Raw genomic sequence first — 26,450 nt, 5'->3', positions numbered from 1 at the left:
CGCGAGCACCGACCTTGGCGAGAGCGGCTTCGATCGTACGAGCTCAAGACGATCCTGGTGGAGGCCGGCGTCCCCGATGTCTGGGCGCATCACTACCGCAACAAGACGATGCCGCAGGCGGTGATCACAGGTCCGCTCGCCATCGAGCAGGACTACGGCATCAGCACGACATGGGCAGGCTCGCGCGAGTCCGCCGAGAAGATCGCCGCGCTGATTCTCTCGCGAATTCATCGGACGCGCGGAGGTGCGGGATGCACGCTAAATCGACCTCGGCACAGCCATCGACGGCGGACCGGAGCGGCACCACGGCCATGGCGACGACGCCGCTCGACACGCCGCATCTCGCGAGACTGGCTCAGTTGCGTGCTGCCGGTCAGCACGGCGCCGCGGACGTGTACGAGGCGATCCACGGCGCCGCGCTCGCAAAGGAATGCGCCGGGCGCGACGAGCAAGCGGAGCGCGCCGAGCACGCTCGGCTCGTTGGCCACGCCTCGCCGCTCGCCGGGCTCACCGTCAGCGAGAAGATCGCCCGTATCATCTCGGGGCAGTCGGGCATGTCCGACGACGACGCCGTTGCAGCGCAATCTCGGCTCGGGTCGGAGCGGAGCGCGATGCGCAGCGGTACCAGCGACGACCGTGAGCGGAAGGCGCCTATCCTGTCGGCGCCTTCCGCGGACGACCTCGTTTTACCTCTGGCATCGTTGCCGGGCGGAGCAAGAGCCCTGGGGATACCTCGAGCGCATCAGCGAGCTGGACGAGAACACCAACACTCGGGTTCACGCGACCGGCTTCAATGCGCTGAATGAAGGTCAAATGGAGGTCGGCGGCTTCGGCCAGCGCCTCTTGAGTCATGTCGCGCTTGAGCCGAATCCGTCGGACGTTCGCCGCGACGTACCTCAGCACCGTGTTGACGCGGGCGCTACTCACGTTCGCAGACGTAGCGCCGCGGTCTTACCGGATTAACAGACGATCGTCTGTATTTCGTTGACGGCCTGCAGGGCCTGTGCGTAGCCTCTACGGACCACAAAAAAGTGCTCCCCGCGTCGGCGCCAACCGACCGGGGAGCGTGGCCGGAACCCCGAGGAACGAGGTCCGACATGGGCAAGTTACGTCCGCAGCCCGAAAAGGGCCAAAAGATCGAGCTGTCCGTCGACAGCCCCACCCATCAACCCGATCGCTTCCTTCACCGCCGAGCACGGCGGTCCAGCACCGAAACCAGCCGCGGCGCGGGTGCCGAGCATGAGGAGCCCGCGAGGCGGCATCCTGCGGCCCATCCGAGCATGGAGGCGATCCTCGCGGAGCGGTCCGTGATCGTCGCCGTGCTCATCGCGAGCGGCGTACCGCAGCGCGACCGCGCCGACGTGGAGCAAGGCATCTTGCTCGGCGCCTGGCGGTCCGTGCAGCGCGGCATGTACCGGCCGGACCCCGCGCAGGACGCCCGCAAGGCGCTCCGCGCGTGGCTCTACGGCATCGCGTGGCGCAAGACAGGGCACTACCTCGGGAGCGCGTGGGTGCGCCGTGCCGTACTCCACGCGCAGCCGCTCGGGTTGCTGCGCGAGCCCGTCGGCCCGAGCCTGGAAGCGCAGGTCGCCGCGCGCGAGACGCTGCTGGTCTTCGAGAGCCTGAAGCCCTGGCAGCGCGACATCCTGCTCGCGGTCGACGATCCCCGCTCGCTCGTCGCGTTCGCCAAGGCCAGCGGCATGCGCCCGGGGACCGCGGCGAGCCGACTCCGCCTCGCCCGTGAGGCGCTGGCCCTCCAGCTCCGGAGGCGCCGATGAACGACCGAGCCAAGCGGAGACGCGCCCGCAGGAAGCTGCCGAGGCCGCCCACCCCGATCCTGACGGACGTCGTGCTGACCGAGGCCGACCTCAGCGCCATCGCCGAGGCGGCGCTGGCGCTCCTCCCGTTCCCCGTCCGGCCGTGGAACCGCGAGCGCCTGTGGAGCGCCGTGCTCGATGACCAGCTCTACGCGAAGACGCAAGACGACCGCGAGTTCGTCGCCGCGGCGCGCGGCGCCTTGCAGGTGCTCGACGCCATCGAGCGGTTCTTCGTGCGTCGCGAGCGCAACGGGACGCGATGAAGCAGCGACAAGGTCCGACCGAAGCACGCTGCAGCACGCTCGCGTAGCGCTGCTGAGCGTGGGCGGCGCCAGGACGCACAGGAGCATGAGTTTTCATTATTACAGGGAGCAGGCAACTTGATCGGCATCCAGGCTGCACCAGCACGCCGCACGCCGTACGCCGCCGGAGACTTCGCCCACAGCGCAAAGTTGCACCGCATTCGGTCCAGCAGAAGCAACGGAGGCGCCGCTTGAAGCCGATATGGCCCCGCGACCCAGGGGCTGTCCCTGCATTCCCCCTCCCGATCCCCTGGTTTCTTGGCGCCCTCTTCGTCATGGCGGTTCGCTCCCCGGCGCGACTCCCCGCAGCAGCGATAGCACTGTTTCATTTCTCGAACGCCGCCGTTCCAGCCCGCTGTCTGGCGTCGCCCACCGTATCGCCGCATACTCTGGACATGATCCTGGCGCGGTCGCGGGGCGGGTCGGATGCGCCTGTCTCCGGACCTCGGGCTGCGGGTGAAGGGAGACGACGTCGCGAGCGGCACGCGCCTCGCCGAGCTCTGCGACCCACGGGCGAAGTCCAGAGTCCGACCGAAGGCAAGGCCTGTTCTGCTGACCGGGTGACTGGGATCAGACTGCCATTTCCATCTCAACAATAGATATCCATGAAAACGACACGCTCGCTTGGACGTTGACAGCGTTTCCGCTTCTGAGAATGATGCCTCCGCGCTGGCCGATGAAGCACGGGACGGGCTCTCCACTGCGGAGCCCACAACGCACCTTGCGGCGCGACCAGGATGCACCGATGAATCCCTGCGCCCGACCACGCGCTTGGCTTGGAACCATAACTCACCATAACAACACATTGGCGAACAAATGAAATACATCTCTCACATGAAGCCCATGCGCGCCCTGTTCTGCAGCCTTGTCGTCGGAGGCATCTCGCTGAGCGCCCCCGCTGAAGCTCAGGCGGTGGAGTTCGGAATATACGAGGGAGAAACTTGCCCCTCAGGATACACACCGTTGACCATAGCCGACGCCTTCTGGACGTTTGTCGGCCGCTGCGATGCGCTCCCCTATTCAGGAGTCTTTCGTATCGCAGGCGAGAATTCGATCGATGGCCAGTGGAACAACTGCCAGCAGAATGCTGACGATACCCGCGAGCTCGACTCCATACTCTGCAAACCCAACTACGAGCTCTTTGACATCGGCGAGACCACCTTTGCGGCAGTGAGAGGCGGAGGTCAGTGCCTGGAAGGCTTCGAGCACGTGGATCTCGCGACCGTCTCCGCCTACTCGGCTGAGATATGCACTCACGTCGGGCTCTGGGGGATCGCGAGGATCGCTGGAGGGGGCTCCATTGACGGTCCAGGCTACGGCTGCGGCTTCCGCGCGACCGACTCTCGCGAGCTCGGTGATTCCATCTGCGTGGAGATCGAGTAAATCTCCCGGACCAGAGGCAGCTCGCGCCCTCCAGCGCCGCGACGGACAGGGGCTCCTCAGGCCTGCCCGCCTTCGCAGAACCAACCAGCGACGAGCTTGGGTGATCTCGGGTGATGCCGAGATGGATCGTTCAGTCCGGACGGCGCCGGTCCGGCGTTCCGATCATCGACAGTGGCTGCGCTGGAGGAGCGTGGACCGGGCCCGGGGAGGCGCGGACGGGAGCCGCCGGGGGCTCAGCTTGCGGTGGGCTGGCCGGTCAGGCGCAGATAGATGTACGCGTAACCGATGGCGGCGATCGGCCCGGCCACGAGCGTGCCGAGGCAGCAGGCGAGCAAGCCCGCCAGCACGAGCGCGAAGACGAGCAAGCCATAGACGAAGATGCCGCCCTTGTGGCCGGTCGTGATTCGCCAGCTCTCCTTCATCGCGTCGATGGCGCCCAGGTTCTTATCGACGATGCACATGTTCGTCATGCTCAGGCCGAGCGCGAGGATGACGCCGGGGACGATCAGGAAGACCATGCCGAGGGCGATGGCCATGAAGGTCAGGATCTGGGCGCCCAGGATGGACAAGAACCACTGCCCGCCGCCGAGGATGTCGTTGAACGAGTACGGCTGTCCACGCGCCACCTTCAGGAGGAGACTGGACAGGCCTCCGGCGAAGTAGCTGCCCACCACGAGGCCGAGGAGCTGCATCATGCCCTGGATGCCCGACCCCACGGCGGGCGCGTCGCTCGCGAGCGCCGCCTGGATGCCACCGCCAATGAAGTTGGGGAGGTTCGCCGCGAACCCGACGACGGCCACGGCGCCGATGATGACCGCCGGGTCGCGCTTCACGCGCTCCCAGCCGAACGACGCCGCATCTCCCGCTCCCCACGACGTCGTGTTGCCCATGCCAGGGGGCGCACCGTAAGGGCCGCCGCCCGGTGGCGGACCGTAGCCCCCGCCGCCAGGAGGCGCGCCGAACGCTCCGCCACCCGGAGGCTGGCCCCATCCGCCGCCGCCGGGAGGCTGGCCCCATCCGCCGCCGCCCGGAGGCTGCCCCGGAGGCGGGCCGTAGCCGCCGCCACCCGGAGGCTGCCCCGGCGGCTGGCCGTAACCACCGCCGCCCGGCGGCTGGCCGTAACCCCCGCCACCCGGCGGCTGCCCCGGAGGCGGACCGTAACCCCCGCCGCCCGGCGGCTGCCCCGGAGGCGGACCGTAACCCCCGCCGCCCGGCGGCTGCCCCGGCGGCTGGCCGTAACCACCGCCCGGCGGCTGCCCTGGCGGCTGCCCGTAACCCCCGCCGCCCGGCGGCAGCCCAGGCGGCTGGCCGTAACCTCCGCCCGGCTGCCCCGGCGGCTGGCCGTAACCTCCGCCCGGCTGCCCCGGCGGCTGGCCGTAACCTCCGCCCGGCTGCCCCGGCGGCTGGCCGTAACCCCCGCCCGGCTGCCCCGGCGGCTGGCCGTAACCTCCGCCACCCGGCGGCTGCCCCGGCGGCGGACCGTAACCCCCGCCGCCCGGCGGCTGCCCCGGCGGCGGACCGTAGCCACCGCCACCCGGCGGCTGGCCGTAACCACCGCCGCCCTGACCGCCCCCTGATCCGCCCCAGCCACCTTGGCTCATCTTGTCTCCACCGGGTGTGAATTCCAACTACGCCCAACCCAACCACCGCCACTATACGTGGCGGGCGCCGGCACGGAACAACTAACTTCTGGCAACCGCAACGCGGCGAGCGCCCCGTCCGCACCCGCACCGCCGCGCAGGATCGGCCGCCGAAAGCTTCGCCGGCATTGCGACAAGCGCCGTCACGACAGATGGCGCATGGCGCTTCTCGATGAACGGCAATCGACCGTTCGAGGTCCATTGCGGGACACGGCCACGAAACGGCACTGCACGAAACGGCACTGCACGAAACAGGACCGCACGAAACGGAAGAGCACGAAACGGAAGCGGACTCCCTCGGCAGCACGCCGCCCAGGCAAAGCCCGGCGACACTACCTCGGCAGCACGCCGCTCAGGCAAAGCCCGGCGACGCTGCTCGTGAACGAGGTCCCGTCCTCGCGCTGGACCTCGGCGGTGTTGCCCGTGAGCGGCGACGAGAACACCTCCTCGACGACCCCCGCCCCGTTCTTCGCCGTCACGAAGCGGCCAACGAGAGACCCCGGCGACACGGCCTCGACCGGCGCCCCCGGCGCGATCGCCTGCTCCTCGGGCAGCTCCGCGCGCCGGAATCCCCCGAACCGCACCGCCGTACCACCCTCCGTTTTTGATACAATTTTCCCGACACACTGCCCCACCGACGTGCTGACGACGACGTAGCGCACGGTGGCGTCGATCGGCAGCCGCCGCGATTCGCCCACAAGGACGGCGGCGACGGCGAGGACGAACGCGGCGACCGGGACGACGAGCGCGGTCGCCACGACCGCCGCGGCGGCGCCGGACGTCGCCCGGCCGAACGAGGCGAGCTCGGCGCTCACGGCCTGCTCGAACGATTGCAGGATCACGACCTGCCGCGCGCGCACGCGCTCGAGGACGGCCGGCGCGACGAGGTTGTCGGCGGCGCAGAAGCCGCAGCGCGCGATCGCGCCGTCGCCCCCGCCGAGCGGCGCGCCGCACACGTGGCACGCCGCCGGCTCGCCCGGGACCGCCGGCGGACGCGCCGCGCACGCCTCCTCGATCCGCCCCTGCCTGCGGCGCATGAGCACGAGCACCGCCGCGCCCGCCCCGACCGTGCCGAGCCACGACGCCACCACCATGCCGCCGGTCACGAGGTTCCCCTCGGTGTCGGGGCTGACCCAGAGCCCCAGCAGCAGGAGCGCCGCAAACGCCGTGATCGGCACCGACGCGAGCGCGAACACAACGAGGAGCCGCGCGTGCCGTTGCGACGCCGTGACAAGCATCCGCCGCAGCGCGTCCGAGAGCTGGCGCCGGCGAACATCGGTCTGGAAGACGACGTGCGCCGCGGCGCGCAGGCCCTGCGCCGCCTCCCCGGGCGGCGGGCCGCGGTAGGGGCACGCGGCGCACGCCATGAGATCCGGGCTGGCGAGCGACACCGGCGCGGGGCGCCCGCAGCGCGGGCAGTGCACGGCGAGCATCGGCCGATTCTACGCCAGCCGCGTCGCGGCACGTCAAGGCGCCTCGCCGCGCGGGGGCGCCTGACTTGCCCCGGAGTGATTCCCATGAAGGCGGGAAGAAAACCCTAATGATCTTCCCGCCTTCCCACCTTCCCGCCTTCCTGGGAACTCTCTCCGGGCAAATGGGAGCACGACCGAACGCGAGGAAGCCCTACCGCGCGCCCCGCTTCGCCTTGCGCGCGCGCCTCCCCGCCGGCGCCAGCTCGCGGAGCGCCGCCGACAGCGACGAGAACGTGGCCAGAACGCCGAGGTCGACGCCGACGAGGCTCATCGCGATCTCGGGCCGCACGCCGACAAGATAGACCCGCGCCCCGAGCAGCGCGGCCGCCCGGCTTGTCATGCCCAGCGTATCCGCGACCTGGGCATCCACGAACGGGACGCCCGTCAGGTCGAGCAGCACGCAGAACGCCCTGTGCCGGCTCACCCCCTCGGACACCTTCTCGAGCACCTGCCGCGCGCGGTCGCCGTCGATCATCCCGATCAGCGGCACGAGCAGCACGCCGGGCAGCAGCGGGATGAGCGGACAGCCCAGCTCCCGCACCGTCTCCGACAGCGCGCGCTCGATCCCGTACGCCTTCTGCAGATCCGCGTGCTGCGCCGACAGCGATTCGAGCAGCGCGTCGCGCTCCAGCGCCGCCCCGAGCAGCGTCCCCCAGATCGCCACCGTGCCCTCGTCCCCGGCCATGTCGACGGGGGTCGGGCCGATGAGCACAAGGATCCCCCAGTCGCGCCGGGCGGAGCGAATCGGCAGCAGCAGCACCGTGTGCGTGCCGTCGTTGGCCGACGGCGGCAGCATCTCCGCCGGCGGAAACGCCTCCAGCCGGCAGCGGCTGCCGATCGACGGGGTCGGGCTGCCGTCGCGGCTGTAGGCGCCGGCGACGACGAGGTCCGTGCGCGCCGCCGGGTCCTCCCACAGGGCGAGGCAGCTCCAGACCGCCGTGGTCGTCTCGAGCCACGACAGCGACCGCGACGCCTGCTGGGTGCCGCCGAGCAGGGCAAAGCTCACGTCGTGGTTGGTCCTCGCGAGCACCCCGAGCTGCTGGACGTACTGCGTCTCGGCCTCGATCCGGGCCCGCGCGATCGCGAGGCGCGCGAGCTCCAGGAACGCCTCCACCCGCCGCCTGGCCGCCGCGTCCAGGGGCGCGCCGCGCCGCTCGTGGAGCTGGCCCAGCAGGCGGACCGCCGCCAGCAAGGTGCCCACATCGGGCGTGATGCCGACCGCCTGCCGGCAGGCACACGCGAGCTCGGCCGCCGAGGGCAGCGCGGCGCCCCGGAGCGCCGCGAAATAGCCGTCGATCACCGACGTGACCGCCGGCCATACGTCGGTGGGCGGGGTGCCGGGCGGGAGCGACCGGGGCAGGAGCAAGAGCTCGACCATCCGCCGGGCGAGGACGCCGGCGTCCTCCTCGGGCGCCGCGCCGTCCGCGTCGAGGAACTCCTGGACCGTGTTGCACCCGCACGAGCTCCGCACGACGAGCACGTTCGCCGTGTGCACGCCCGCCGGCGGAAAGGGCTCGCCGTCGATCATCGACGCCATGAGATCGCACGCGGCGCTCCCCATCATCTCGAACCGCTGGCGCACGGTGGTCAGCGGCGGATCGACGCCCTCCGCCTCCACGACGTCGTCGAAGCCGACGATCGCGAGATCCTCGGGGATGCGGACGCCCGCCGCCTTCAGCAGGGGCATCATCCCGAGCGCGTTCTTGTCGGTCCCGAAGACCGCCGCCGTGCACGCGGGCAGCTGCGCGAGCAGCGCCGGCGCGGCGCCCTGGCCGCCGCTGTACCAGTTGTTGTCGCTCCGGATGACCAGCCCGGGATCGAACGGGATCCCCGCCTCGGCGAGCGTGTCCTTGTAGGACGCGAAGCGCTCGCGCACGTCGTACGCGTCGAAGTGGCCGACGAACGCGATGCGCCGGTGCCCGTGCTCGATCAGGTGGCGCACCGCGCTCCGCATGCCGCTGCGGTTGTCCGGGAGCACGGCAGGACAGGCGACCTCGGCGGCGCGGGTGCCGACGGTGATGAACGGGACCCCCGCGCGCGCGAGCGCCTCGAGGCCGTGCAGCTCGATCAGGACCATCCACCCGTCCACCTGCTCCCCGGCGAGCGACGGCGCATGGACCTCGAACGGCGTGCCGCGCAGCACCAGCGTGCGGAACCCGCGCTGCTGGGCCGACGCATGGATGCCCTGGAGGACAGGGCTCCAGAATGTGCCGTCGAGAAAGGGGGAGATGACGCCGACCGTGCGAGGGCGGTGCGCCGTGCCGACCAGCGTGCCGAGGAGCGGCGGGGCGTCGGTGCGCCGCGCCGGAGGCAGCGAGGAGCCGGCCCCTCGTCCCGGGCCCTCCCCCGGCCCCGGGGCGTCGGTGCGCCGCGCCGGAGGCAGCGAGGAGCCGGCCCCTCGTCCCTGACCCTCCCCCGGCCCCGGGACGTCGGTGCGCCGCGCCGGAGGCAGCGAGGAGCCGGCCCCTCGTCCCTGGGCGCCGGGACGCTCGCCCCACTGCTCCGGCACCACGATGCCGCTATCCCGGCCCCCCTGACCCATCCTCGTGCTCCCTCCCGGACGTGCTTGTCCGCGTCCAGCCGAGCCTCCTCGTCCGGAGGCCCGATCGATCCCTAGCCGATCTCGAGAGCGCGATGTGGAACGCGACGAGGTTCTTAACGCGCGCCCCGCCTCGCCTTGCGCGCGCCCGCCGGCGCCAGCTCGCGGAGCGCCGCTGACAGCGACGAGAACGTGGCCAGCGCGCCGAGGTCGACGTCGACGAGGCTCATCGCGATGTCGGGGCGCACACCGACCAGATAGACCCGCGCCCCGAGCAGCGCGGCCGCCCGGGTGATCATGCCCAGCGTATCGGCGACCTGGGCATCGACGAACGGGACGCCCGTCAGGTCGAGCAGCACGCAGGACGCCCCGTGTCGGCTCACCCCCTCGGACACCTTCTCGAGCACCTGCCGGGCGCGGTCGCCGTCGATCATCCCGACCAGCGGCACGAGCAGCACGCCGGGCAGCAGCGGGATGACCGGACAGCCCAGCTCCCGCACCGTCTCCGACAGCGCGCGCTCGATCCCGTACGCCTTCTGCAGATCCGCGTGCTGCGCCGACAGCGATTCGAGCAGCGCGTCGCGCTCCAGCGCCGCCCCGAGCAGCGTCCCCCAGATCGCCACCGTGCCCTCGTCCCCGGTCATCGCGACGATGGTCGAGCCGACGAGCGCGAGGATCCCCCAGTCGCGCCGGGCGGAGCGTATCGGCAGCAGCATCACCATGTGCGTGCCGTCGTTGGCCGACGGCGGCAGCATCTCCGCCGGCGGAAACGCCTCCAGCCGGCAGCGGCTGCCGTCCGGGGGGACCGGGCTGCCGTCGCGGCTGTAGGCGCCGGCGACGACGAGGTCCGAGCGCGCCGCCGGGTCCTCCCACAGAGCGAGGCAGCCCCAGACCACCGTGGTCGTCTCGAGCCACGAAAGCGACCTGTATTCCTGCTCGGTGCCGCCGAGCAGGGCAAAGCTCACCTCGTAATTCGTCCTCGCGAGCACCCCGAGCTGGTGGAGATACCGGGTCTCGGCCTCGAGCCGGGCCCGCGCGATCGCGAGGCGCGCGAGCTCCAGGAAGTCGTCCACCCGCCGCCTGGCCGCCGCGTCCAGGGGCGCGCGGCGCCGCTCGGGGAGCTGGCCCAGCAGTCGCGCCGTCGCCAGCAGCGCCCCCACATCGGGCGTGATGTCGACGGCCTGCCGATAGGCCCGCTCCAGCTCGGCGGCCGGCGCCGGCGCGGCGCCGCGGAGCACCGAGAAATACATGTCGACCACCCGCGTGACCGCCGGCCATACCGCCGCCGGCGGCAGCTCGAGCGGGAGCGGCCGGGGCAGCATCAGCAGCTCGACCATCTGCCGGGCCACGACCCTGCCGGCGTCCTCCTCGGGCGCCGCGTCCTCCGCGTCGAGGAAGTTCTGGATCACGTTGCATCCGCACGAGCTCCGCAGGATCAGCGCGTTCGCCGTGCGCACGCCCTCGGCCGGGAAGGGCTCGCCGTCGATCATCGACGCCATGAGATCGCACGCGGCGCTCCCCATCATCTCGAACCGCTGGCGCACGGTGGTCAGCGGCGGGTCGGCGCTCTGCGCCTCCACGACGTCGTCGAAGCCGATGATCGCGAAATCCTCGGGGAGGCGGACGCCGGCGGCCTTGAGCTCGGGCATCATCCCGAGCGCGTTCTTGTCGGTCCCGAAGACCGCCGCCGTGCACGCGGGCAGCTGCGCGAGCAGCGCCGGCGCGGCGGCCCGGCCTCCGCTGTACATGTTGTTATCGCACGGGATGACCAGATCGGGATCCAGGGGGATCCCCGCCTCGGCGAGCGCGTCCTTGTAGGCGTCGCGGCGCTCGCGCACGTCGTACGCGTCGAAGTGGCCGACGAACGCGATACGCCGGTGCCCGTGCTCGATCAGGTGGAGCACCGCGCTCCGGACGCCGCCGTGGTTGTCCGGGAGCACGGCAGGACAGGCGATGTCGTCTGGGCGGGCGCCGAGGGTGATGAACGGGACCCCCGCGCGCGCGAGCGCCTCGAGGCCCCCGTACTCGATGATGACGATCCACCCGTCCACCTGCTCCCTGGCGAGCGAGGGCGCCTGGACCTCGGACGGCGTGCCGCGCAGCACCAGCGTGCGAAACCCGCGCTGCTGGGCCGACGCATGGATGCCTATCATGACAGGGCCCCAGAACGCGCCGGAGAGGAAGGGGGCGACGACGCCGATGGTGCGGGGGCTGGCCGCCCCGCGCGGGCTCTCGGCCTGGCGCGCCTCGGGGCCGGGGGCGCCGGCCTTTCCGCTGGCCTGCCGCCCCGCGGCGCCGGGCAGCTCGCCCCACTGCTCCGGCAACGGCACCCCCCTGCCCTGGCGACCCTGACCCATTTCCGACGGCCTCCTGCTCCACGACCTGGTCGCCCTCCCCAAGACTTCTGTGGACCCCCACAGCGTACACGCTGCGCCGGCCCCCCGGGCGAGAACTCTGGTGTTCTGCCGCTGAATCCGGAGCGAACCGTCAGACCGCGGACACCGCGAGCCCACGCGCCGCCGGCGCCCCGGCGCCCCGCCCGCCGCGGCGCGGGCGCGCGTCCCCCGCGGCGCGGGCGCGCGTCCCCCGCGGCGCGGGCGCGAGGCGCTCCGGCGGCCCGCGCATCGGGCGAGCTGCCCGGGTGCTATCGTGGTGCGATGCAGTACCGCGACGAACGGGACGCGCTGCGCGGACGCGTCGACAGCCTCGAGGAGCAGCTCGCGGCGGCCAAAAAGGAGCTCGAGGACCACCGGGACGACGATCGGGCGGCGCGCGTCGAGCAGATCGAGCGGCAGATGGCGGAGGCCCGTCGCGTGCTCGACCAGCTCGGCCGCGAGCTCGACGCGGTGCGCGGCGGGCCGAGGCGCTCGCTGGCCGTGCCGATCCTCGCGTTGTTCGCGGGCCTGGGGCTCTGCGCCATGGTCGCCGCCTATGCGCTGATGCGGCCGGCGTCCGACGCGATCGTCGACGTTCCGGGGCCGGTCCCCGCCGTGCCGGCCGAGCCTGCCCCCGTGCCGCCTTCGCCCGAGCCCGCGCCGGCGCCGCCGGAGCCGGCCGCGCCGGCCCCCGAGAAGCCGTTGCGGCGCGCGACCGCGACATGGAAAGCGGCCGTCACGCGCGCCACGGGGCTCCCCCTCGCGGCCGGCGCGCCGTGCACCGTCGAGGCGGAGCTCACGAGCTCGGGCGACGACATCCGCGTGCCCTCGCTCGAGGTCGTGTGCGGCGGGAAGCCGATCTATCGATCGCGCGATCCGCTCAACGGCATGTCGATGTTCAGCAGCGGCGTGGAGGAGGAGTCCGGCGCGGAGCCTGGCACCCATGTTTATGTCCTCTCGTACGAGGACAAGGGCTCGCGCGCCGGGGAGCGGGCCGAGGTCTCGCTCGACAGCACCCGCAAGGCCGGCGCCGTCTGGCGCGACTCGGCGCCCGCGTACCGCGTCGAGCTCATGCTGGCGTACCAGAGCCCGCCCGTCGCGGGGGAGCCGCTCCTCGACGCCACCCGGAGGGCGCTGCGCCGCTCCGCGTTCGTCGCCGAGTCCACGGGACCGAGCCCGGTGAAGGTGGGCGCGAGGTGCGCGCTGCAGGTCTCGCCGCTCCCGCGAGGCGGCAAGTGCCTCACGCGCCTCGCGTGCGCCGGCCGCATGCTCTACGGCGCGGGCACGACCGGGGTCTCGGAGTGCACGGTGGAGGGGGACCAGATCGTCCGCGTCCACGACGGGAACACGACCCCGAACGGCGGCGATCCGGCGTTCGATCTCGACGTCGCCACGGGGCGCATCACCGTGAAGGACGAGGCGGGTGGCGCCACGTGGACCGTGGGGGTGGTGCTCGATCCGAGCGGCTAGTGGAGCGACCCGCCCCGGTGCCATCCTGGTCATCTCGGCGTTTCCACACCGGGCCTGAATTGGCACAACGGGGGGCGAGCATCGTGAGCCCGCGCAGCGCCCGGATATCGTTGGAGCACGCCTCGTCATCGGGTGTCGTCTCCCGGAGTTCACGCGCTGGTGCTGGAGCCGATTTCGGACGCGCGCGTTGCCTCGGTGCTCGCGCTGGGCAGCTCGAACCAAAAGAGGCTCCCCTGGCCCACGACCGTGCGGAGCCCCACGCGGCCGCCGTGCGCCTCGGTCAGGCGTCTGACGGTGGCGAGGCCCAGGCCCAGACCCGGCACTCGGGCGCCTTGCGCTCGGACGTGAGGCTCGAACACCATCTGCTCGAGGGCCGGCGCGACGCCGGGCCCCGTGTCCTCCACCTCGATCCGCACGACGTCTCTCTCGTCGAGCACCCGGATCACGACGCGACAGACCGCCGAATCGCCGAGGTACTTGAGCGCGTTGCGGATCAGGTTGGCGAGGATGCTGGTCAGCACGCCGGGGCTCGCCGCCACCGCGCACGGGGCGAAGGGCTCGACGCAGAGCTCCGCGCCGAGCTCCTCCGCGACATGGACGAGCTCGACCATGAGATCGTCGATGACGGGGCGCACCTCGGCGCGCGCGCCCGGCTCCGGCCTCGCGCCCGCACGAGCGAACTCCAGGAGCCCGTCGGTCGTGCGCTTGACACGCGCGATGGCGTGCCGGCCCCGTTCGAGCGCCTTTCGTGCCGGATCTCCCTCGCCGCACCGCCGCAAGGCGAGGTCCAGCGAGAGCGCGACCGATCCGAGGGGGCTGAGCACGTCGTGCGCGACCCGGCCGGCGAATTGCTCGAGCTCATCCGCTCGACGCTCCAGGAGCACGCCCTGCCGCCAGAGCAGCTTCACATGGCGACGGATCTGCACGGCGGCCGCCGCGCAGGCCAGCAGCGCGAACGTCACGCTCGCCGTGTTGAGCACGAGCGCGATCCGACGAGAGCGAACGCGGTTGGCTGCGATCTCGATCGCCAGACGACGTGCATGCTTCGCGTTGAGCTCGATGCTCGCCATCACGGCCTCGCTCGTCGCGTCGAAGTCCGCTCGCAGCGTGTCGTCCACGAGCTTGTTGGCCTCGTTCCTATGGCCGTTCGCCAGCAGCAAGAGGGCCCGGTCGGCGTCCAGATCGAGCTTGCGGAGCTCCTGAGCGACGGTCTGCCACTGCTTGAGCTCTCCCGGATAGACGGGCATGCCGAGGTAGGCGTCGAGGCTCCGGGATAGATTGTCACGCGCCTCGTCGAGCTCGTGGCGATCGAGCGGGCGGCCCAGCGCGACGTCTTTGATGAGGTCGCTCAGGAGCGCCTGGGTATGCCTCAGCTCGGCGCGCGCGGTCGCCAGGAGCATGATGCTCGGCGTGGCGTTCTCCGCCAAGCTCATGGCCGCCGCGTCGATCTCGGCGGCTCGGTGCTCTGCGTAGCCGGCCGAGATCACGAAGCTCGCGATAGCGACGAAGAACGCGACAAATAGCGACAGCAGGATAGACGGCAGCCGCTCGAGCATAAGAGAAGACTTCGACCTCCCCGGGGCCTTCCGCCGTCGCGTCTCCATGCCGGGATGCTGTTCCGCCGTCCGCCCGAGCGCAAACGGGGGAAGAGCGCCGGTGCCACGGCGGATCGCCCGCGCTGCATCGGCGGATGTTCCCTGGGCTCGTGTCGGGCGATGATAAAAGCGCAACCGCTCTGGTCGCCGTCCTTGTCTTCCTGGGACGACCAGCCGCCGCCGTGACGACGGGCGTCCTGGGTAAAGCTACCAGGGCCTCGGGAGGTGGTCGGCCATCGCCGCCCACGTCTTCCGCGCGGCGCGGACCGCCGCGAGCCAGTGGACCTGGGCCGGGTCGCCGTCCCACGGGGGGACCTCCCGCCAGCGCGCGTCCCAGTACTCGCGCGCGGCCGCCTCGGCCGTCGCGAGCTCGCCCTCGTCCTCGGGCGCGTCCTCGACGCGCTCCGCGAAGACCAGCCATGGCCTCGCATCGTCGTCGTACGGCTTCGGCCAGGGTGGAGCGGGCGCCCCGTCAAGGATTCCGTCGCTGCTCTGGAGATAGGCCTCATAGGCGCTCTGCGCCACCGCGTCGCGCCGATGGACGGTGACCCAGTACGCGCACGTCTCGCGGTATGCCTCGGCCCACGCGCGGTCCTCCTCGGGCACGTCCTCTCGCCAGGCGCTCGCATGGAGCTCGCGCAGGGCCTGCTCGCTCGCATCCACGTCCTTGCGACTCGCGCCGCTCGCGCGCCACGCGGCCACGAGGGCTCGCTCGCGTGCTGCGCTCGGTCCCGGCAAGTTCGCGTCCGCCTGCTGACGGTACCAATGATAGGGAGGATCCACCATCCGGGGGATGTTCCTCTTCGTGGAGCAGGGTCTCTCGCTGTGTCCCAGCCGGAAGCCCCGCTGGAAGGCGCGAAGCGCCTCGGGGCCGTTCCCCTGGGCCACATCCGCGGCCGTCAACATCTTCCAGAGAGAGCTCCGGTCGAGGCGCGCCAGCAGCTCGGCCTCGCTGGTGGGCTCGCGCTGGAGAGACTTGCGGGAGGCGAGATATACTCGCTTGACGGCGGCGAGCAGCATGGGCCACGAGGGAGCGGGCCTGCCGTCGATCCATTGCCTGAATTCTTTGCGATGCGCCTCTGCCCACGCGCGGTCCTCGTCCGGCAGGCCGTCTCGCCACGCTTCGCCGCACAGCTTGCCCAGCTCCTCGAGACGCGACTTCCACTCTCGTGGCTCCTTGGTGATGAACAGACCGTACCCCGCGAACAGCTCGCGCTCGCACAATCGAGGCTTCATTGGTGGTCCCCGCCCGTAGGGTCTGCGGGCTCTCCGCCCGTGGGGATCGAGTCGGATGGTCTGGGTGGGCATCCCCAGTCCGGCCCTGCGCCGAGCGGGCAGAGGAGCGGCGCGAACCGAGGAAGAGCCCATCCCGGAGGCGGCCCCGGGAGGGTGATCATGGCTTCGATCACGTCATCTGGCGTGACCGCGTCTGGATCGACTATCTTCGGATCCACCTTCTCGGGCTCGTATCGAAAATCCCACACATACTTGCACTCGACGTCGGTGAACTTCGGTAGCAGCTTCTCGATCTCTTTCTTCGCGTCAGGGACGACCCACGACGCAAATTCTTCGGCGCAAACGAGATATGTCGGCGAGTCGGCCTTTTTGACGAGGCAGTTGACCACATCCTCGACGGTCAAGAACTTATTCGGGCGGCCGTACCAGCCGCTCCATAGCCCGCCCTCGTTGTCGCGGCACACTACCTTGCCCACCTCGTCGTTGGGGTCCTTGCCCGCCAACCATCTCTGTGCCCTCCAATTCATGTACCATTTCTTGTACGCCTCTGCCTCAGGGGACGGCATCGACGCGATCTGGTGTCTCAGCTCATCGCGATCTCCGGGGTCCAGGATCGAGCAGCCGACGACGAGCGGAACGAGCACGGCGAGCCGCAGCGGTTTCATGAGCTTCCCCCCTCAGCGTGACGGACGCTACCATCGCGCCGTGTCGCCGGACAAGACGTCCCGCAGACTGTGGAGCACCAGCGACAAGACATCCTGTGAACATGGCATCCGCAACGTCGACCCGCGTGGCTCCCGCACCTGCGGCGACGACGGAAATCACCAGGCGCAACGACGATCCGTCACACAGCACCACCAGCGACGGCTTGCCGCTGCGACGAAACCGGCCCCCGGGCGCTCGCCAGCGGAGCCGACGTCCGATGTCGTGCGCTGCGGAAGTTACCCCCCGAGCACCTCGTCATAGAGGTCCTCGTACGCGCGGACCATCCGGTCCACCCCGAACCGCTCGACCACCCGCGCCCGCCCGCGCATCCCCATCGCGGCGCGGTCTTGCCGCACCGCGACCGCCTCGAGCGCCGCCGCCAGCGTCTCCGGCGCGCCCGGCGCCACGAGCAGCCCCGTCTCGCCCTCCTCGAGGATCTCCGGGTTGCCCCCCACCCGCGTCGCGACGATCGGCACCCCCGCCGCCGCCGCCTCGATCAGCGTCAGCGAGATCCCCTCGGTCAGCGACGCGAGCGCGAACACGTCGAAGGCCGGCAGCAGCTCCGCCACGTCGCCGCGCGTCCCCGTGAACGTGACCGCGCCGCCGAGCCCGAGCCGCGCCGCCTGCTGCTCGAGCGCCGGCCGCAGCGGGCCGTCGCCGATCAGCGAGAGGTGCGCGTCCGGCCGCACCTCGCGGAGCCGCGCGAACGCCGCGAGCAGCGTCGCGTGGTCCTTCTCGGGCGACAGCCGCGCGACGCACCCCACGTGGTAGCCCGACGCCGGCACCCCGAGCCGCGCCCGCGCCGCGCCCGCGTCGCCCGGCCGGAACACGTCCGTGTCCACGCCGTTCAGGATCGTCACCACCTTCGCCGGATCGACCCGCTCCACCTCGAGCGCGACAGCGCGGGCGTCGTCGCTCACCGCCACCACCCGGTCCGTCAGCGCCGCGGCCAGCCGGTTGACCAGCACCTTCCGCCTCTGCTTCGGGTAGTTGCGCCCGTGCTTCGTGTGGATGACCCGCGGCCCGCCGCCGCCCGGCAAGCGCGCGGCCCGCGCCAGCCCCGCCGCCAGCGCGCCGTAGAGGTGCGGCCCCGGGTTGTGCGTGTGGACGAGCCGGATCCCCTCGCGCCGCAGCCACGCCGACAGCCGCACCGGCAGCCCCGGGTCGAGGCCCGGCCTGCGCGCGAGCACCACGAGCGGCACGCCGAGCCGCGCGAGCTCCTCGGCCAGCGCGCCGGGCTCGTGGAGCGCGCACACGACCGGCGCGAACCGGTCGCGCGCCGTCCGCTCGAGCAGCCGCAGCACCACCCGCTCGAGCCCGCCCACGTTGAGCGACAGCACGACGTGGGCGACCTTCGCGGGCTGACCCGGCGCGGCGCGCGGCCCCACGCCCCGCGCCGGCCGGACCTCGGGCGCACCGTTCACGCCGCGGCCCCGCTGCCGAACTCGATCGGCACCTCGGACACGGTGAAGCGGAACTTCCCGCCCGAGGTGACCGGGATCTCGTCGACGAGCAGGACCCGGATGTCCGCCCGCTCGCCCAGGAACTGGCGCAGATCGCGCCGGATCGCCTCCGACGTCTCCGCCCGGTAGCTCTCGCCGGGGACGATCCGGATCGTGATCGCCCGCGACTTGTCCTGGTGGACCTGATACCGCTCCACCGTCGGGTTGTCCTTGAAGAAGTAGGGGAAGAACACGGCCGACAGGAGCTGGCCGTCCGGCCCGACGATCATGTCGAGCACCCGCCCCTCGACCGAGGCGAGCAGCGGCAGCCCGCGACCGCACGAGCAGGACCTGTCCGCCGCGATCACCACGTCCTCGTTCTTGTAGCGGATGAGCGGCATCGACCGGCACAGGAGGTCGGTCAGGATCACCTCGCCCGGCTCGCCGGGCCGCGCGAGCCGATCGCCGCACTGGATCTCGAGGAAGATGTTCTCGATGTTGAGGTGCTTGCCCTCGCGGCGCTCGCACTCCGCGCCGATCAGCATCATCTCCCTGCAGCCGTAGCGATCGTAGACCGGCGCCTGGAACGCCTTCTCGATGACCTCGCGCTGGTGAGGGAAGAGCCGCTCCGCCGTCGCGATGATCCCCTTCGGCGTGGGCAGCCTGCGCCCCGTCTCGAGCGCGTAGCGCGCCGTGTAATAGAGCGGGCTCGTGTACCCGACAACGAGGTTGGGCTGGTAGCGGAGGATCTCGTCCACGACGCCCGAGAGCCGCGCCTCCGCCAGGTTCCACGCGCTGACCGTCTTCTTCCGGAGGAACGCCTCGTGCAGCGTGCGCTTCACCTTCTTCCAGCGGGGCTCGTGGGTCGGAATACCCCAGATGTACAGCTCCTTGTCCCCGATCCGACCGCCGGCCCACGCGTCGGCGCGCAGGGCGGCGGCCTGACGACACTCGTAGGTCGTGTGATCGTAAAAGAACCGCGCCGGCTCCCCGGTCGATCCGCCCGTACCGCTCCTGAAGAGCTTGCCGTTCCACCCGTCGGCGATGAGCTCGTCGCCGTGCGCGCGGAGATCCGCCTTGGTCAGGACCGGAAAGCGCAAGAGATCGCCCGGCGCATGGACGTCCTTGACCCGCACCCCGTGCTCGGCGAAGCGGCGCCGGTAAAAGGGCACGTTCTGCTCGGCGAAGCGGAGGGTCGCCAGCATCTTCCGCCAGTTGAGCTCGCGCAGCTCGCTCTCCGGCCGCCACTGGGACCGCTGCAGCTCCTCGAAATACGTCAGCGTCGCCCTCCTTCGGAGTTTCGTCTCGTAAAAAGGAAAGAGCACATTCCGGAAGAGCATTGAATACATAACCCGACTGATGATTCTTTCGGACCTACGACAAACAGTCAAGCTGCGGCGGCCGGGACGCCGTCGCCGTCGTGCGCGCGCCCGCGGGCGGCAACGGAGGTGTCGTGAAGGGACTCCACATCAGGTCGGTTCCAGCGCAGGCGGCCAGCGGACACGACCGCTGCGCACGGCGCTCCGTCCGGCCACCGCGCGAGGCGCACGAGCGAGCTCGTCGTGCCGCGGCGCCGCGCGCGGGCCGCGACTCGGCGCCTTCGCCTTCGGTCGCCTTCACTCCCCTTCAGTCGCCCTCACTCCCCTTCAATCGCCTTCCGTCGCCTTCAGTTCATTGCAAGGTAGGCTCCACCTCTTGCTGCCAGAGCGCCGCCAGCGCGAACGTCTTGGCGTTCTCCGGCACGGCCTGGCAGAAGCTCTGCCGCCGCGCCGGGTCGAGGATCCGCTGCGCCCGCGCGACGAGCCGCTGCATCGCCACCGCGATCGCCTCGCGCGCCGCCTCGTCGTGGCCGGAGGCCCGGAGCGACTCGGCGTACACGAGCCGGATCTGCGCCTCGCCCTCCTCGGTCCCGCCGACCGACACGAGCAGCCCGAGCCCGCGCCGCGCCGCCTCCAGCGCCTCGTGGGCGCGGCCCTGCTCGAGCAGCACCCGCGCGCGCACCGAGAGCGCGAGCGCCTGGAGGGTCGGCACGTGCGCCAGCATCGCCACGGCCGCGCCCGCCTCGTTGTCCGCCGCCTCGAGGTGGCCGAGCCGGGTCAGGATCGCCGCGAGGTACGCGCGCGACCGCGCCTCCTGCCGCCGGTTCGCCTGGGCCGCGAACGCCTCCACCGCCTCGGCCGTGACCGCGCGCGCCGCGCCGAGGTCGCCCTGCTGGATCCAGAGCAGCCCCAGGTTCTGCTTCGCGAACGCCGCCACGTTGTAGAGCCCCAGCCGCTCCGCCTCGGCGAGCGCGTCGCGCAGCTCCGCCTCGGCGCGGCTGTACGCCCCGAGCTGCACGAGGCAGTGCGCCGCGTTCACCCGGCTCAGGCACGCGTTCCTGATGTCCCCGGTCTGGAGGTACGCCGGGATGCTCTGCTCGGTGCACTCGAGCGACGCCGCCGGATCGCCGTAGCAGAGCGCCCGCGACGCCCGGAGCGCGTGGATGCGCGCGGCCACCGCCGCGTCGCGCTCGGCGAGCGGCATCGCCACCCGCGCGAGCTCCTGCACGATCTCCTCGGCCGCGGCGTACTGGCCCCCGTGCAGGAGCGACCCGGCGATGCGCGCCAGCGCGCTCACCGAGGCGCCGGTCGCCTCGTCGAGCAGGTCCGGCGCGCCGCCGCGCTCCCCGCCGCTCGGCCTGCCGTCCCGGAGCTCCTCGACGAGGTCCGCGAGCCGCTCGCCCATGCCGAGGCGCACGCGCATCGACGCCGCCTCCGCGGCCGCCGCGTACCAGAGCGCGCTCTTCCTGGGGAAGTCCTTCATCGCCATGACGGCGCACCGCTCGGCCTCGGCGGCCTCGCCGAGCCACTTGTGCGCCTCGGCCTGGACGAGGCGCAGCGCCGCGAAGAGCTCCCCGTCGGCGTCGGCGCTCGCGACGCCCTGCTCGGCGCGCTGGATGGCGGCGCGGAAGTCGTTCGCCCCGAGCGCCTGCTCCGCCGCGCGCCGGAACCAGATGACCGCCCGCTCGGCGTCGCCGCCGCGCTCGAAGTGGTCGGCCAGGAGCGCCGCGTCGCGCTCGTCCGCGGCCTCCAGCCACTCGCCGGCGAGCAGGTGGCCGAGCGCGCGGTCGCCGTCCGTCAGCGTCACGTACGCCGCCTCGCGCACGAGCGCGTGCCGGAACGTGTACTCGTCCTCGCCCCGGAACTTCCCCTCGCCCCGCCGCGCGATGAGCTCGCGATCGACGAGCACGGCCAGCCACCCGTCCACCTGCGGGGCCCGGCGCTCGCCGCCGAGCAGCGCCATCAGCCCCCCGCGCCAGAACTTCTGGCCGAAGACGCTCGCCGCCCGGAGGACCCGCCGCGCCTCGACGTCGAGCGACTCCAGGCGGGCCTGCACCATGGACAGCACGGTCTCGGGCAGCGCCTCGGTGCGCCCCGACGCCGCGGCGCGGATGAGCTCTTCCAGGTAGAACGCGTTGCCTCCGGCGCGCTCGCAGAGCCGCGCGCAGAGCTCGGGCGTCACGGCGTCGCCGAGCACCTCGCGCACGAGGCGCTCGCTCCCCCGGCGCCCGATCTCGCGCAGCCGGATCTCCTGCACGCCGCGCGAGACCCACACCTTCGGGAAGACGGTCTCGACCTCCGGCCGCGCGAGCGCGAGCACCATGAGCGGCTGGTCCCGGAGGGCGAGCGCCGCGTCGATGAGCTTCACGGTGGGCACGTCGCCCCACTGCAGGTCCTCGAGCACGAGGAGCACCGGCTCGGCGCGGCACTCGGCGAGCACGAAGTCCTCCCAGGCGCGGCGGATCTGGTCGCCCATGAGCATCGGGTCGCTCCGCGCGGCGCGCAGCTCGACCCGCCCCTCGTCGGAGAAGCGGATCCGCGCCACCTCGCCGAGGAACTCGGTCACGCGGGCGAGGTCGCCGCCGCTGAGGGTGCGGCCGACGCGGGCGCGCAGGCGCTGCTCCTGGACCTCCTGCGGCTCGCCGCCGGAGAGCCCGGCCTCGCGGCGGAGCATCTGGCGCAGCATCCCGAACGGCGATCCGGCGCTCATCGGGTCGGCGTGGCCGAGCCAGACCTGCACGCGCTCCTCGCGCTCCTCGACGCGGCGGAGGAACTCGTAGCGCAGCCGGCTCTTGCCGAGCCCCGCGGGCGCGGTGATCACGACGGCGCGCGCGGTCGGCTCGGAGACGCACTCGTCGAGCACGGCGTCGAGGATGGCGAGCTCGTGGTCGCGCCCCACGAACGGCGTCGTCCGCCCGAGCAGCGTGCGCGCCGCCTCGACGAGGTCGCGCTCGGCGCGGAGCACGAGGCCTGTCGCGTCGCCGTCCACGTCGAAGCGCGCGTCGAGCAGGCCGGCCATCACCTCGTCGAGGCGGATGGAGCCGCCGTCGGCGCGGTCGAGCAGCCGCACGGCGCGGTCGATGGTGGGCCCCATCGGGAGCCGGTCATCCGCGGAGCCGCGGCCTGCGACGAGGGCCATCTGCACGCCGGGCAGCAGGTCGCGCACCTCGATCGCGCACCGCGCCGCGCGCGCCGCCTGGTCGGTGATGAGGCCGCGCCCCTCGAGCGTGATGAGCAGGAGCCCGTCGGCGAGGGTCTGGAGGGTCCCGCCGAAGCGCGCGGCCACGCGCTTCACCTCGTCCTCCGGGACGGTGCGCGCGAGGGTCATGGTCATCGGGAGGGTCATCGGCAGGGTGGGCCCTTGCCACGACGGAGTTTCCGGCGGGCCCATGCGGGCGAGCATCAGGCAGAGCGTCCGCCGTTCGCCGGTGGTGAGCGCGCTCGCGCGCCGGCTCACGGGCGCCGGGGGGGTGCTCTGGATCTCGCCCACGCGGAGCAGCTCGAGGGCGACGGCGGCGCCGTTCGCGGGCCTCTGGTGCGGATCCTTGGTGAGCATGTGGGCCACGGCGGCGTCGACGCTCTCGGGGATGTCGGCGCGCATGTCGCGGAGGCGGGGGGCCTCGTCGAGCACGACGCGGAGGAGGGCGGTGTGGATGTCGTCTCCGACGAACGGCGGGCGTCCGGTGAGGCAGTGGAACAGGACGCAGCCGAGGGCGAACACGTCGGCCGGGGTCCCGACGGCGCGCTCGCCGCGCGCCTGTTCGGGCGCCATGTAGAACGGCGTGCCCATGACGACGCCGGTCATGGTGAGGGGCGCGAGCGACGTGAGGCGAGCGATGCCGAAGTCGAGGAGCTTGACCTGTTCGACGGCCTTGCCGACGAGGTAGAGGTTGCTCGGCTTGAGGTCGCGGTGGACGATGTTGTTGCGGTGGGCCTCGGCGAGGGCCTCGGCGATCCGGAGGCCGAGGGTGACGCTCTCGCTGACGGTGAGCCCGCGCCGGCGCAGCCGGTCGGCGAGGCTCTCGCCCTCGAGCCACTCCAGCGCGAGCCACGGCTCGCCGCTCTCGGTGGCGCCCTGCGCGATGTACCGGACGATGCCCGGGTGCCGCAGCTCGGCCAGGACCTGCGCCTCGCGGGCGAAGCGTTCGCCGTGCTCGAGGCCGCGGCCCGACATGACCTTGAGCGCGGCGGTCTCGCCTGTGAGCCGGTCGAGGGCGCGGTAGACGGAGCCCATCCCGCCCGACCCGGCGAGGCGCTCGATCAGAAAGCGGTCGGCGACGATGTCCCCGGGTTTCATCGGGACGGCGAGTATCACACGGAGGGCGGACGTAGAGGCCAGATCCCGGCGGTCGGTCGCGCTGCGGGGGGCGCCGGCGGCCTCGCCGCGCGGGTCCCGCGGGGAGAGGGGGGCGGTGGAGCCGTGGGGAGGTGGGAGGACAGCCGCCGGGCTGCGGGGGGTGGCACCCCGTGTGTCCCGAGGTTCCGACGAAGGGGCTCCGAAATGACACTACGTGTGTCCGAACGTTTACAGGAGACCCTGCGAAATGACACTACGTGTGTCCGAACGTTTACAGGAGACCCTGCGAAATGACACTACGTGTGCCCGAACGTTTACAGGAGACCCTGCGAAATGACACTATGTGACCACCGGTGCACACGGCTCGGGGTGCGCAGCGACCCCGAGGCGTTGCGGGGGCGGCTCGAGGGGGTCTGTCGCGCGAGCTGGGGGTCTCTCGGTCTCGCGCGGAGCGTGCTGCCGGGTCGCTGAGAGGGTCGTGAAGGAGAGATTCAACGCAAAGGCGCAAAGGCTCAAAGACGCAAAAAGACGGGGATGGGTTGGGCGAGGACGAGATAGCCGCGGTCATCGTGGATGCGGCGGGATCATCGCTGCCAGGGCCGGCGAGCCCTCTGACAAGTCCCCATTCTCTCTTTTTGCGCCTTTGCGCCTTGGCGCCTTGGCGTAAAATCCCCCCTCTCTTTCTGGCGCCTTGGCGCCTTGGCGCCTTGGCGTTAAATCCCCCTCTCTTTCTGGCGCCTTTGCGCCTTGGCGCCTTGGCGTTAAATCTCCCCTCTCTTTCTGGCGCCTTTGCGCCTTTGCGCCTTGGCGTTAAATCTCCCCTCTCTTTCTGGCGCCTTGGCGTTGAATCTCCCCTCTCTTTCTGGCGCCTCTGCGCCTTGCGCCTTGGCGTTCAACATGGCGCCGCACGCTCGCATGGCGTGGCGGACGTGTGATAGGGTGCGCCCCATGTCAGCGCTTGTTCTGCCTACCGTCGAGACGCTCGTACCGTACGAAGGAGGAAAGCCGCTCGATGAGCTCGCGCGCGAGCTCGGCGTGACCGACGCCGTGAAGCTCGCCTCGAACGAGAACGCGCTCGGCCCGAGCCCGCGCGCCGTCGAGGCCGTGCGCCGGGAGCTCGCGAGCATGCACCTCTACCCGGACGGGGCGGCCTACCGGCTCCGCGAGCGGCTCGCGGCGGTCCACGGCGTCACCATGGGCGAGATCGTCCAGGGCAACGGCTCCAACGAGCTGCTCGACCTCATCGTGCACGCCTTCGCGACGCCGGGATCGCACATCGTCTTCGCCGACCCGGCCTTCATCGTCTACAAGCTCGCCTCGCTCGCCTACGGCGTCCCGTTCACGGCCGTGCCGCTGCGCGACCTGCGGCACGACCTCGAGGCCATGGCCGCGGCCGTCACGCCGCAGACACGCCTCCTGTTCGTCGCGAACCCGAACAACCCGACCGGCACGCACGTGGGCCGCAGCGCGGTCGAGCGCCTGCTCAGGGAGGTGCCGCCCGAGGTCATCATCGTCATGGACGAGGCGTACATCGAGTACGCCGACGCCGCGGATTTCCCGGACTCCATCCGCCTCCGCGGGCTCCGCGAGCGGCTCATCGTCACGCGCACCTTCTCGAAGATCTACGGCCTCGCAGGCCTCCGCGTCGGCTACGCCGTCGGCCCGGCCCAGCTCATCGACTACCTGAACCGGGTGCGCGCGCCGTTCAACGTCAGCGCGATCGCGCAGGCCGCCGCCCTCGCGGCGCTCGACGACACCGAGCACGTCGAGAAGAGCCGCGCGCTCAACCTCCGCGAGCGCGAACGGCTCACGCGCGAGCTCACCCGGCTCGGGCTGTCGGTGGCGCCGAGCCAGGCGAACTTCGTGCTCGTCGACGTCGGGCGGCCGGCGCGCGCCGTCTACGACGCCCTGCTCCGGAAGGGCGTCATCGTGCGACCGTTCGGCAACCTGCCGACCAGCCTGCGCGTCACCCTCGGCACCGAGCGCGAGAACCAGCGCTTCCTCGACAGCCTGTCGGACGTGCTGGCGACCTGACCCCGCCCGCGCACCGCCCGGGCGCGGGATCACCCTGGCCACCGGCTCGACCGCGGTCGAGCGCCCCACGGCTCTACCAGCGCTTCGCCTCCGGCCCTGCATAGCGCGCCGCCGCGCGCACCATGCCGCCGAGGCTCAGCGGCACGAGCGCGATCAGCCCGCGCCCCTCCGCCGGGCCGGGGTGCGCCGACACGAAGCAACGGACCGATGGGTTCTCGTAGAGGTGCAGAAAGTCGCATCCGTCGGCCAGCTCGCTCGTCCGCTGCCCGACCTCGAAGACGAACGGGCTGCCCTGCTCGCCCGCCCCGAGATCGAACGAAGCGGCGAGCCCGGACATGAGCGCGTCGGCGCCCGCCACCCGGCTCTCGGCCGGGCTCGTGTGCGTGATGTCGACGAACCGCGAGAACAGGGCGTAGCTCGACGGGTGCGCCAGCGAGCACAGGCAATAGACGGGTCGACCCGGGTGGGCGAGCATGTACCGGATCAGGCGCTCCAGGACGAGGCGCAGGGCGACATCGCCGCCGGGGCGCTCGCCGAGCGCGCCGGACTCGCCGCGGAAGATCGCTATCCGCACGCCGGAGGACTCCCGCTCGAGGATCTCCATCGCGAAATAGCCGACGATCTGTCCGCCCGCGCTCCGGCGGAGCACGACGGCGCCGTGCTCCGTACCGGCCTCGATGACGTGGCTGGCGAAGCTCCGCCTCCGCTGCGAGCCCTCGAAGATCCGGCGGCGGAGGCCGTGGAGGTCGTCGACGAGGATCTGCTTTTCATCCGGCGTCATCTCGCGCGGAACAACGACCTCGATGAAGGTCTGCTCTTTCATC

17 protein-coding genes are annotated in these 26,450 nt (G+C 71.8%); 5 read left to right on the top strand and 12 right to left on the bottom strand.

The window, feature by feature from the left end:
• Positions 1–651 precede the first annotated feature (651 nt).
• Positions 652–852: a helix-turn-helix domain-containing protein gene (locus WME75_RS45145; protein WP_437495060.1), complete on the bottom strand. Its 201-nt coding sequence runs from the start codon at positions 850–852 to the stop codon at positions 652–654.
• A gap of 428 nt (positions 853–1,280) precedes the next feature.
• Between WME75_RS45145 and WME75_RS45140 the strand changes: the two genes are divergently transcribed.
• The 3 genes from WME75_RS45140 to WME75_RS45130 all read left to right on the top strand — a co-directional run bounded on the left by WME75_RS45140 (position 1,281) and on the right by WME75_RS45130 (position 3,502).
• Positions 1,281–1,778: an RNA polymerase sigma factor gene (locus tag WME75_RS45140; RefSeq protein ID WP_437484481.1), complete on the top strand. Its 498-nt coding sequence runs from the start codon at positions 1,281–1,283 to the stop codon at positions 1,776–1,778.
• Entirely contained in the window at positions 1,775–2,080 is a 306-nt protein-coding gene (locus WME75_RS45135; protein WP_437484479.1) for a hypothetical protein, read from the top strand. The genes WME75_RS45140 and WME75_RS45135 overlap by 4 nt, the downstream gene beginning before the upstream one ends.
• A gap of 855 nt (positions 2,081–2,935) precedes the next feature.
• The gene (locus WME75_RS45130; RefSeq protein WP_437484477.1) at positions 2,936–3,502 is read left to right on the top strand and encodes a hypothetical protein; all 567 of its coding nucleotides are present in this window, start codon (positions 2,936–2,938) and stop codon (positions 3,500–3,502) included.
• A 233-nt stretch (positions 3,503–3,735) separates the two neighbouring features.
• Here the strand turns inward: WME75_RS45130 and WME75_RS45125 are convergent, their stop codons facing one another.
• From WME75_RS45125 to WME75_RS45110, 4 genes are all read right to left on the bottom strand, one after another.
• Positions 3,736–5,103 carry a hypothetical protein gene (locus tag WME75_RS45125; RefSeq protein ID WP_437484475.1) on the bottom strand — a complete coding sequence of 456 codons (1,368 nt, stop codon included), beginning with the start codon at positions 5,101–5,103 and terminating at the stop codon, positions 3,736–3,738.
• Positions 5,104–5,474: 371 nt separating this feature from the next.
• Positions 5,475–6,575: a hypothetical protein gene (locus WME75_RS45120; protein WP_437484474.1), complete on the bottom strand. Its 1,101-nt coding sequence runs from the start codon at positions 6,573–6,575 to the stop codon at positions 5,475–5,477.
• Positions 6,576–6,765: 190 nt separating this feature from the next.
• Positions 6,766–9,156: a substrate-binding domain-containing protein gene (locus WME75_RS45115; RefSeq protein ID WP_437484472.1), complete on the bottom strand. Its 2,391-nt coding sequence runs from the start codon at positions 9,154–9,156 to the stop codon at positions 6,766–6,768.
• Positions 9,157–9,269: 113 nt separating this feature from the next.
• A complete protein-coding gene (locus tag WME75_RS45110) occupies positions 9,270–11,510 on the bottom strand; it encodes a substrate-binding domain-containing protein (RefSeq protein ID WP_437484470.1) in 2,241 nt (746 codons plus the stop codon).
• Between the two features lie 300 nt (positions 11,511–11,810).
• On the opposite strand from WME75_RS45110, the gene WME75_RS45105 reads away from it, so the two are divergent.
• A complete protein-coding gene (locus WME75_RS45105) occupies positions 11,811–12,998 on the top strand; it encodes a hypothetical protein (RefSeq protein ID WP_437484468.1) in 1,188 nt (395 codons plus the stop codon).
• A 149-nt stretch (positions 12,999–13,147) separates the two neighbouring features.
• On the opposite strand, the gene WME75_RS45100 is transcribed toward WME75_RS45105, so the two are convergent.
• The 6 genes from WME75_RS45100 to WME75_RS45075 form a co-directional block, all read right to left on the bottom strand.
• On the bottom strand, positions 13,148–14,554 hold the full coding sequence (locus WME75_RS45100) for a sensor histidine kinase (protein WP_437484466.1): 1,407 nt from the start codon (positions 14,552–14,554) through the stop codon (positions 13,148–13,150).
• A gap of 246 nt (positions 14,555–14,800) precedes the next feature.
• Positions 14,801–15,829 (bottom strand): hypothetical protein, encoded by a 1,029-nt coding sequence (locus tag WME75_RS45095; RefSeq protein ID WP_437484464.1) that lies wholly within the window; start codon positions 15,827–15,829, stop codon positions 14,801–14,803.
• Positions 15,826–16,494, bottom strand: coding sequence for a hypothetical protein (locus WME75_RS45090; protein ID WP_437484463.1), 669 nt, complete (start codon positions 16,492–16,494; stop codon positions 15,826–15,828). Before WME75_RS45090 ends, WME75_RS45095 begins: the two co-directional genes overlap by 4 nt.
• A gap of 276 nt (positions 16,495–16,770) precedes the next feature.
• Positions 16,771–17,958: a glycosyltransferase family 4 protein gene (locus tag WME75_RS45085; protein WP_437484461.1), complete on the bottom strand. Its 1,188-nt coding sequence runs from the start codon at positions 17,956–17,958 to the stop codon at positions 16,771–16,773.
• A complete protein-coding gene (locus WME75_RS45080; RefSeq protein WP_437484459.1) occupies positions 17,955–19,316 on the bottom strand; it encodes a phenylacetate--CoA ligase family protein in 1,362 nt (453 codons plus the stop codon). The genes WME75_RS45085 and WME75_RS45080 overlap by 4 nt, the downstream gene beginning before the upstream one ends.
• Before the next feature lie 331 nt (positions 19,317–19,647).
• Positions 19,648–23,592, bottom strand: coding sequence for a protein kinase domain-containing protein (locus tag WME75_RS45075; RefSeq protein WP_437484457.1), 3,945 nt, complete (start codon positions 23,590–23,592; stop codon positions 19,648–19,650).
• Positions 23,593–24,540: 948 nt separating this feature from the next.
• Between WME75_RS45075 and hisC the strand changes: the two genes are divergently transcribed.
• A complete protein-coding gene (gene hisC, locus WME75_RS45070; protein WP_437484455.1) occupies positions 24,541–25,626 on the top strand; it encodes a histidinol-phosphate transaminase in 1,086 nt (361 codons plus the stop codon).
• Between the two features lie 73 nt (positions 25,627–25,699).
• Here the strand turns inward: hisC and WME75_RS45065 are convergent, their stop codons facing one another.
• On the bottom strand, positions 25,700–26,449 hold the full coding sequence (locus tag WME75_RS45065; RefSeq protein WP_437484453.1) for a hypothetical protein: 750 nt from the start codon (positions 26,447–26,449) through the stop codon (positions 25,700–25,702).
• Position 26,450: the final 1 nt, after the last annotated feature.

The sequence above is a fragment of the Sorangium sp. So ce1014 genome (genome assembly GCF_051521505.1).
Taxonomy (GTDB): Bacteria; Myxococcota_A; Polyangia; order Polyangiales; family Polyangiaceae; genus Sorangium.
This window is presented reverse-complemented; position numbering and strand designations above follow the sequence as displayed.

Excerpts from the sequence above, each read along its gene's own strand:
- WME75_RS45120 (WP_437484474.1), bottom strand. The coding sequence starts at position 6,575 with ATGCTCGCCGTGCACTGCCCGCGCTGCGGGCGCCCCGCGCCGGTGTCG.
- WME75_RS45130 (WP_437484477.1), top strand. The coding sequence starts at position 2,936 with ATGAAATACATCTCTCACATGAAGCCCATGCGCGCCCTGTTCTGCAGC.
- hisC (WP_437484455.1), top strand. The coding sequence starts at position 24,541 with ATGTCAGCGCTTGTTCTGCCTACCGTCGAGACGCTCGTACCGTACGAA.
- WME75_RS45115 (WP_437484472.1), bottom strand. The coding sequence starts at position 9,156 with ATGGGTCAGGGGGGCCGGGATAGCGGCATCGTGGTGCCGGAGCAGTGG.
- WME75_RS45075 (WP_437484457.1), bottom strand. The coding sequence starts at position 23,592 with ATGAAACCCGGGGACATCGTCGCCGACCGCTTTCTGATCGAGCGCCTC.
- WME75_RS45080 (WP_437484459.1), bottom strand. The coding sequence starts at position 19,316 with ATGCTCTTCCGGAATGTGCTCTTTCCTTTTTACGAGACGAAACTCCGA.
- WME75_RS45090 (WP_437484463.1), bottom strand. The coding sequence starts at position 16,494 with ATGAAACCGCTGCGGCTCGCCGTGCTCGTTCCGCTCGTCGTCGGCTGC.
- WME75_RS45125 (WP_437484475.1), bottom strand. The coding sequence starts at position 5,103 with ATGAGCCAAGGTGGCTGGGGCGGATCAGGGGGCGGTCAGGGCGGCGGT.
- WME75_RS45065 (WP_437484453.1), bottom strand. The coding sequence starts at position 26,449 with ATGAAAGAGCAGACCTTCATCGAGGTCGTTGTTCCGCGCGAGATGACG.
- WME75_RS45140 (WP_437484481.1), top strand. The coding sequence starts at position 1,281 with ATGGAGGCGATCCTCGCGGAGCGGTCCGTGATCGTCGCCGTGCTCATC.
- WME75_RS45105 (WP_437484468.1), top strand. The coding sequence starts at position 11,811 with ATGCAGTACCGCGACGAACGGGACGCGCTGCGCGGACGCGTCGACAGC.
- WME75_RS45110 (WP_437484470.1), bottom strand. The coding sequence starts at position 11,510 with ATGGGTCAGGGTCGCCAGGGCAGGGGGGTGCCGTTGCCGGAGCAGTGG.
- WME75_RS45095 (WP_437484464.1), bottom strand. The coding sequence starts at position 15,829 with ATGAAGCCTCGATTGTGCGAGCGCGAGCTGTTCGCGGGGTACGGTCTG.
- WME75_RS45100 (WP_437484466.1), bottom strand. The coding sequence starts at position 14,554 with ATGCTCGAGCGGCTGCCGTCTATCCTGCTGTCGCTATTTGTCGCGTTC.
- WME75_RS45145 (WP_437495060.1), bottom strand. The coding sequence starts at position 852 with ATGACTCAAGAGGCGCTGGCCGAAGCCGCCGACCTCCATTTGACCTTC.
- WME75_RS45135 (WP_437484479.1), top strand. The coding sequence starts at position 1,775 with ATGAACGACCGAGCCAAGCGGAGACGCGCCCGCAGGAAGCTGCCGAGG.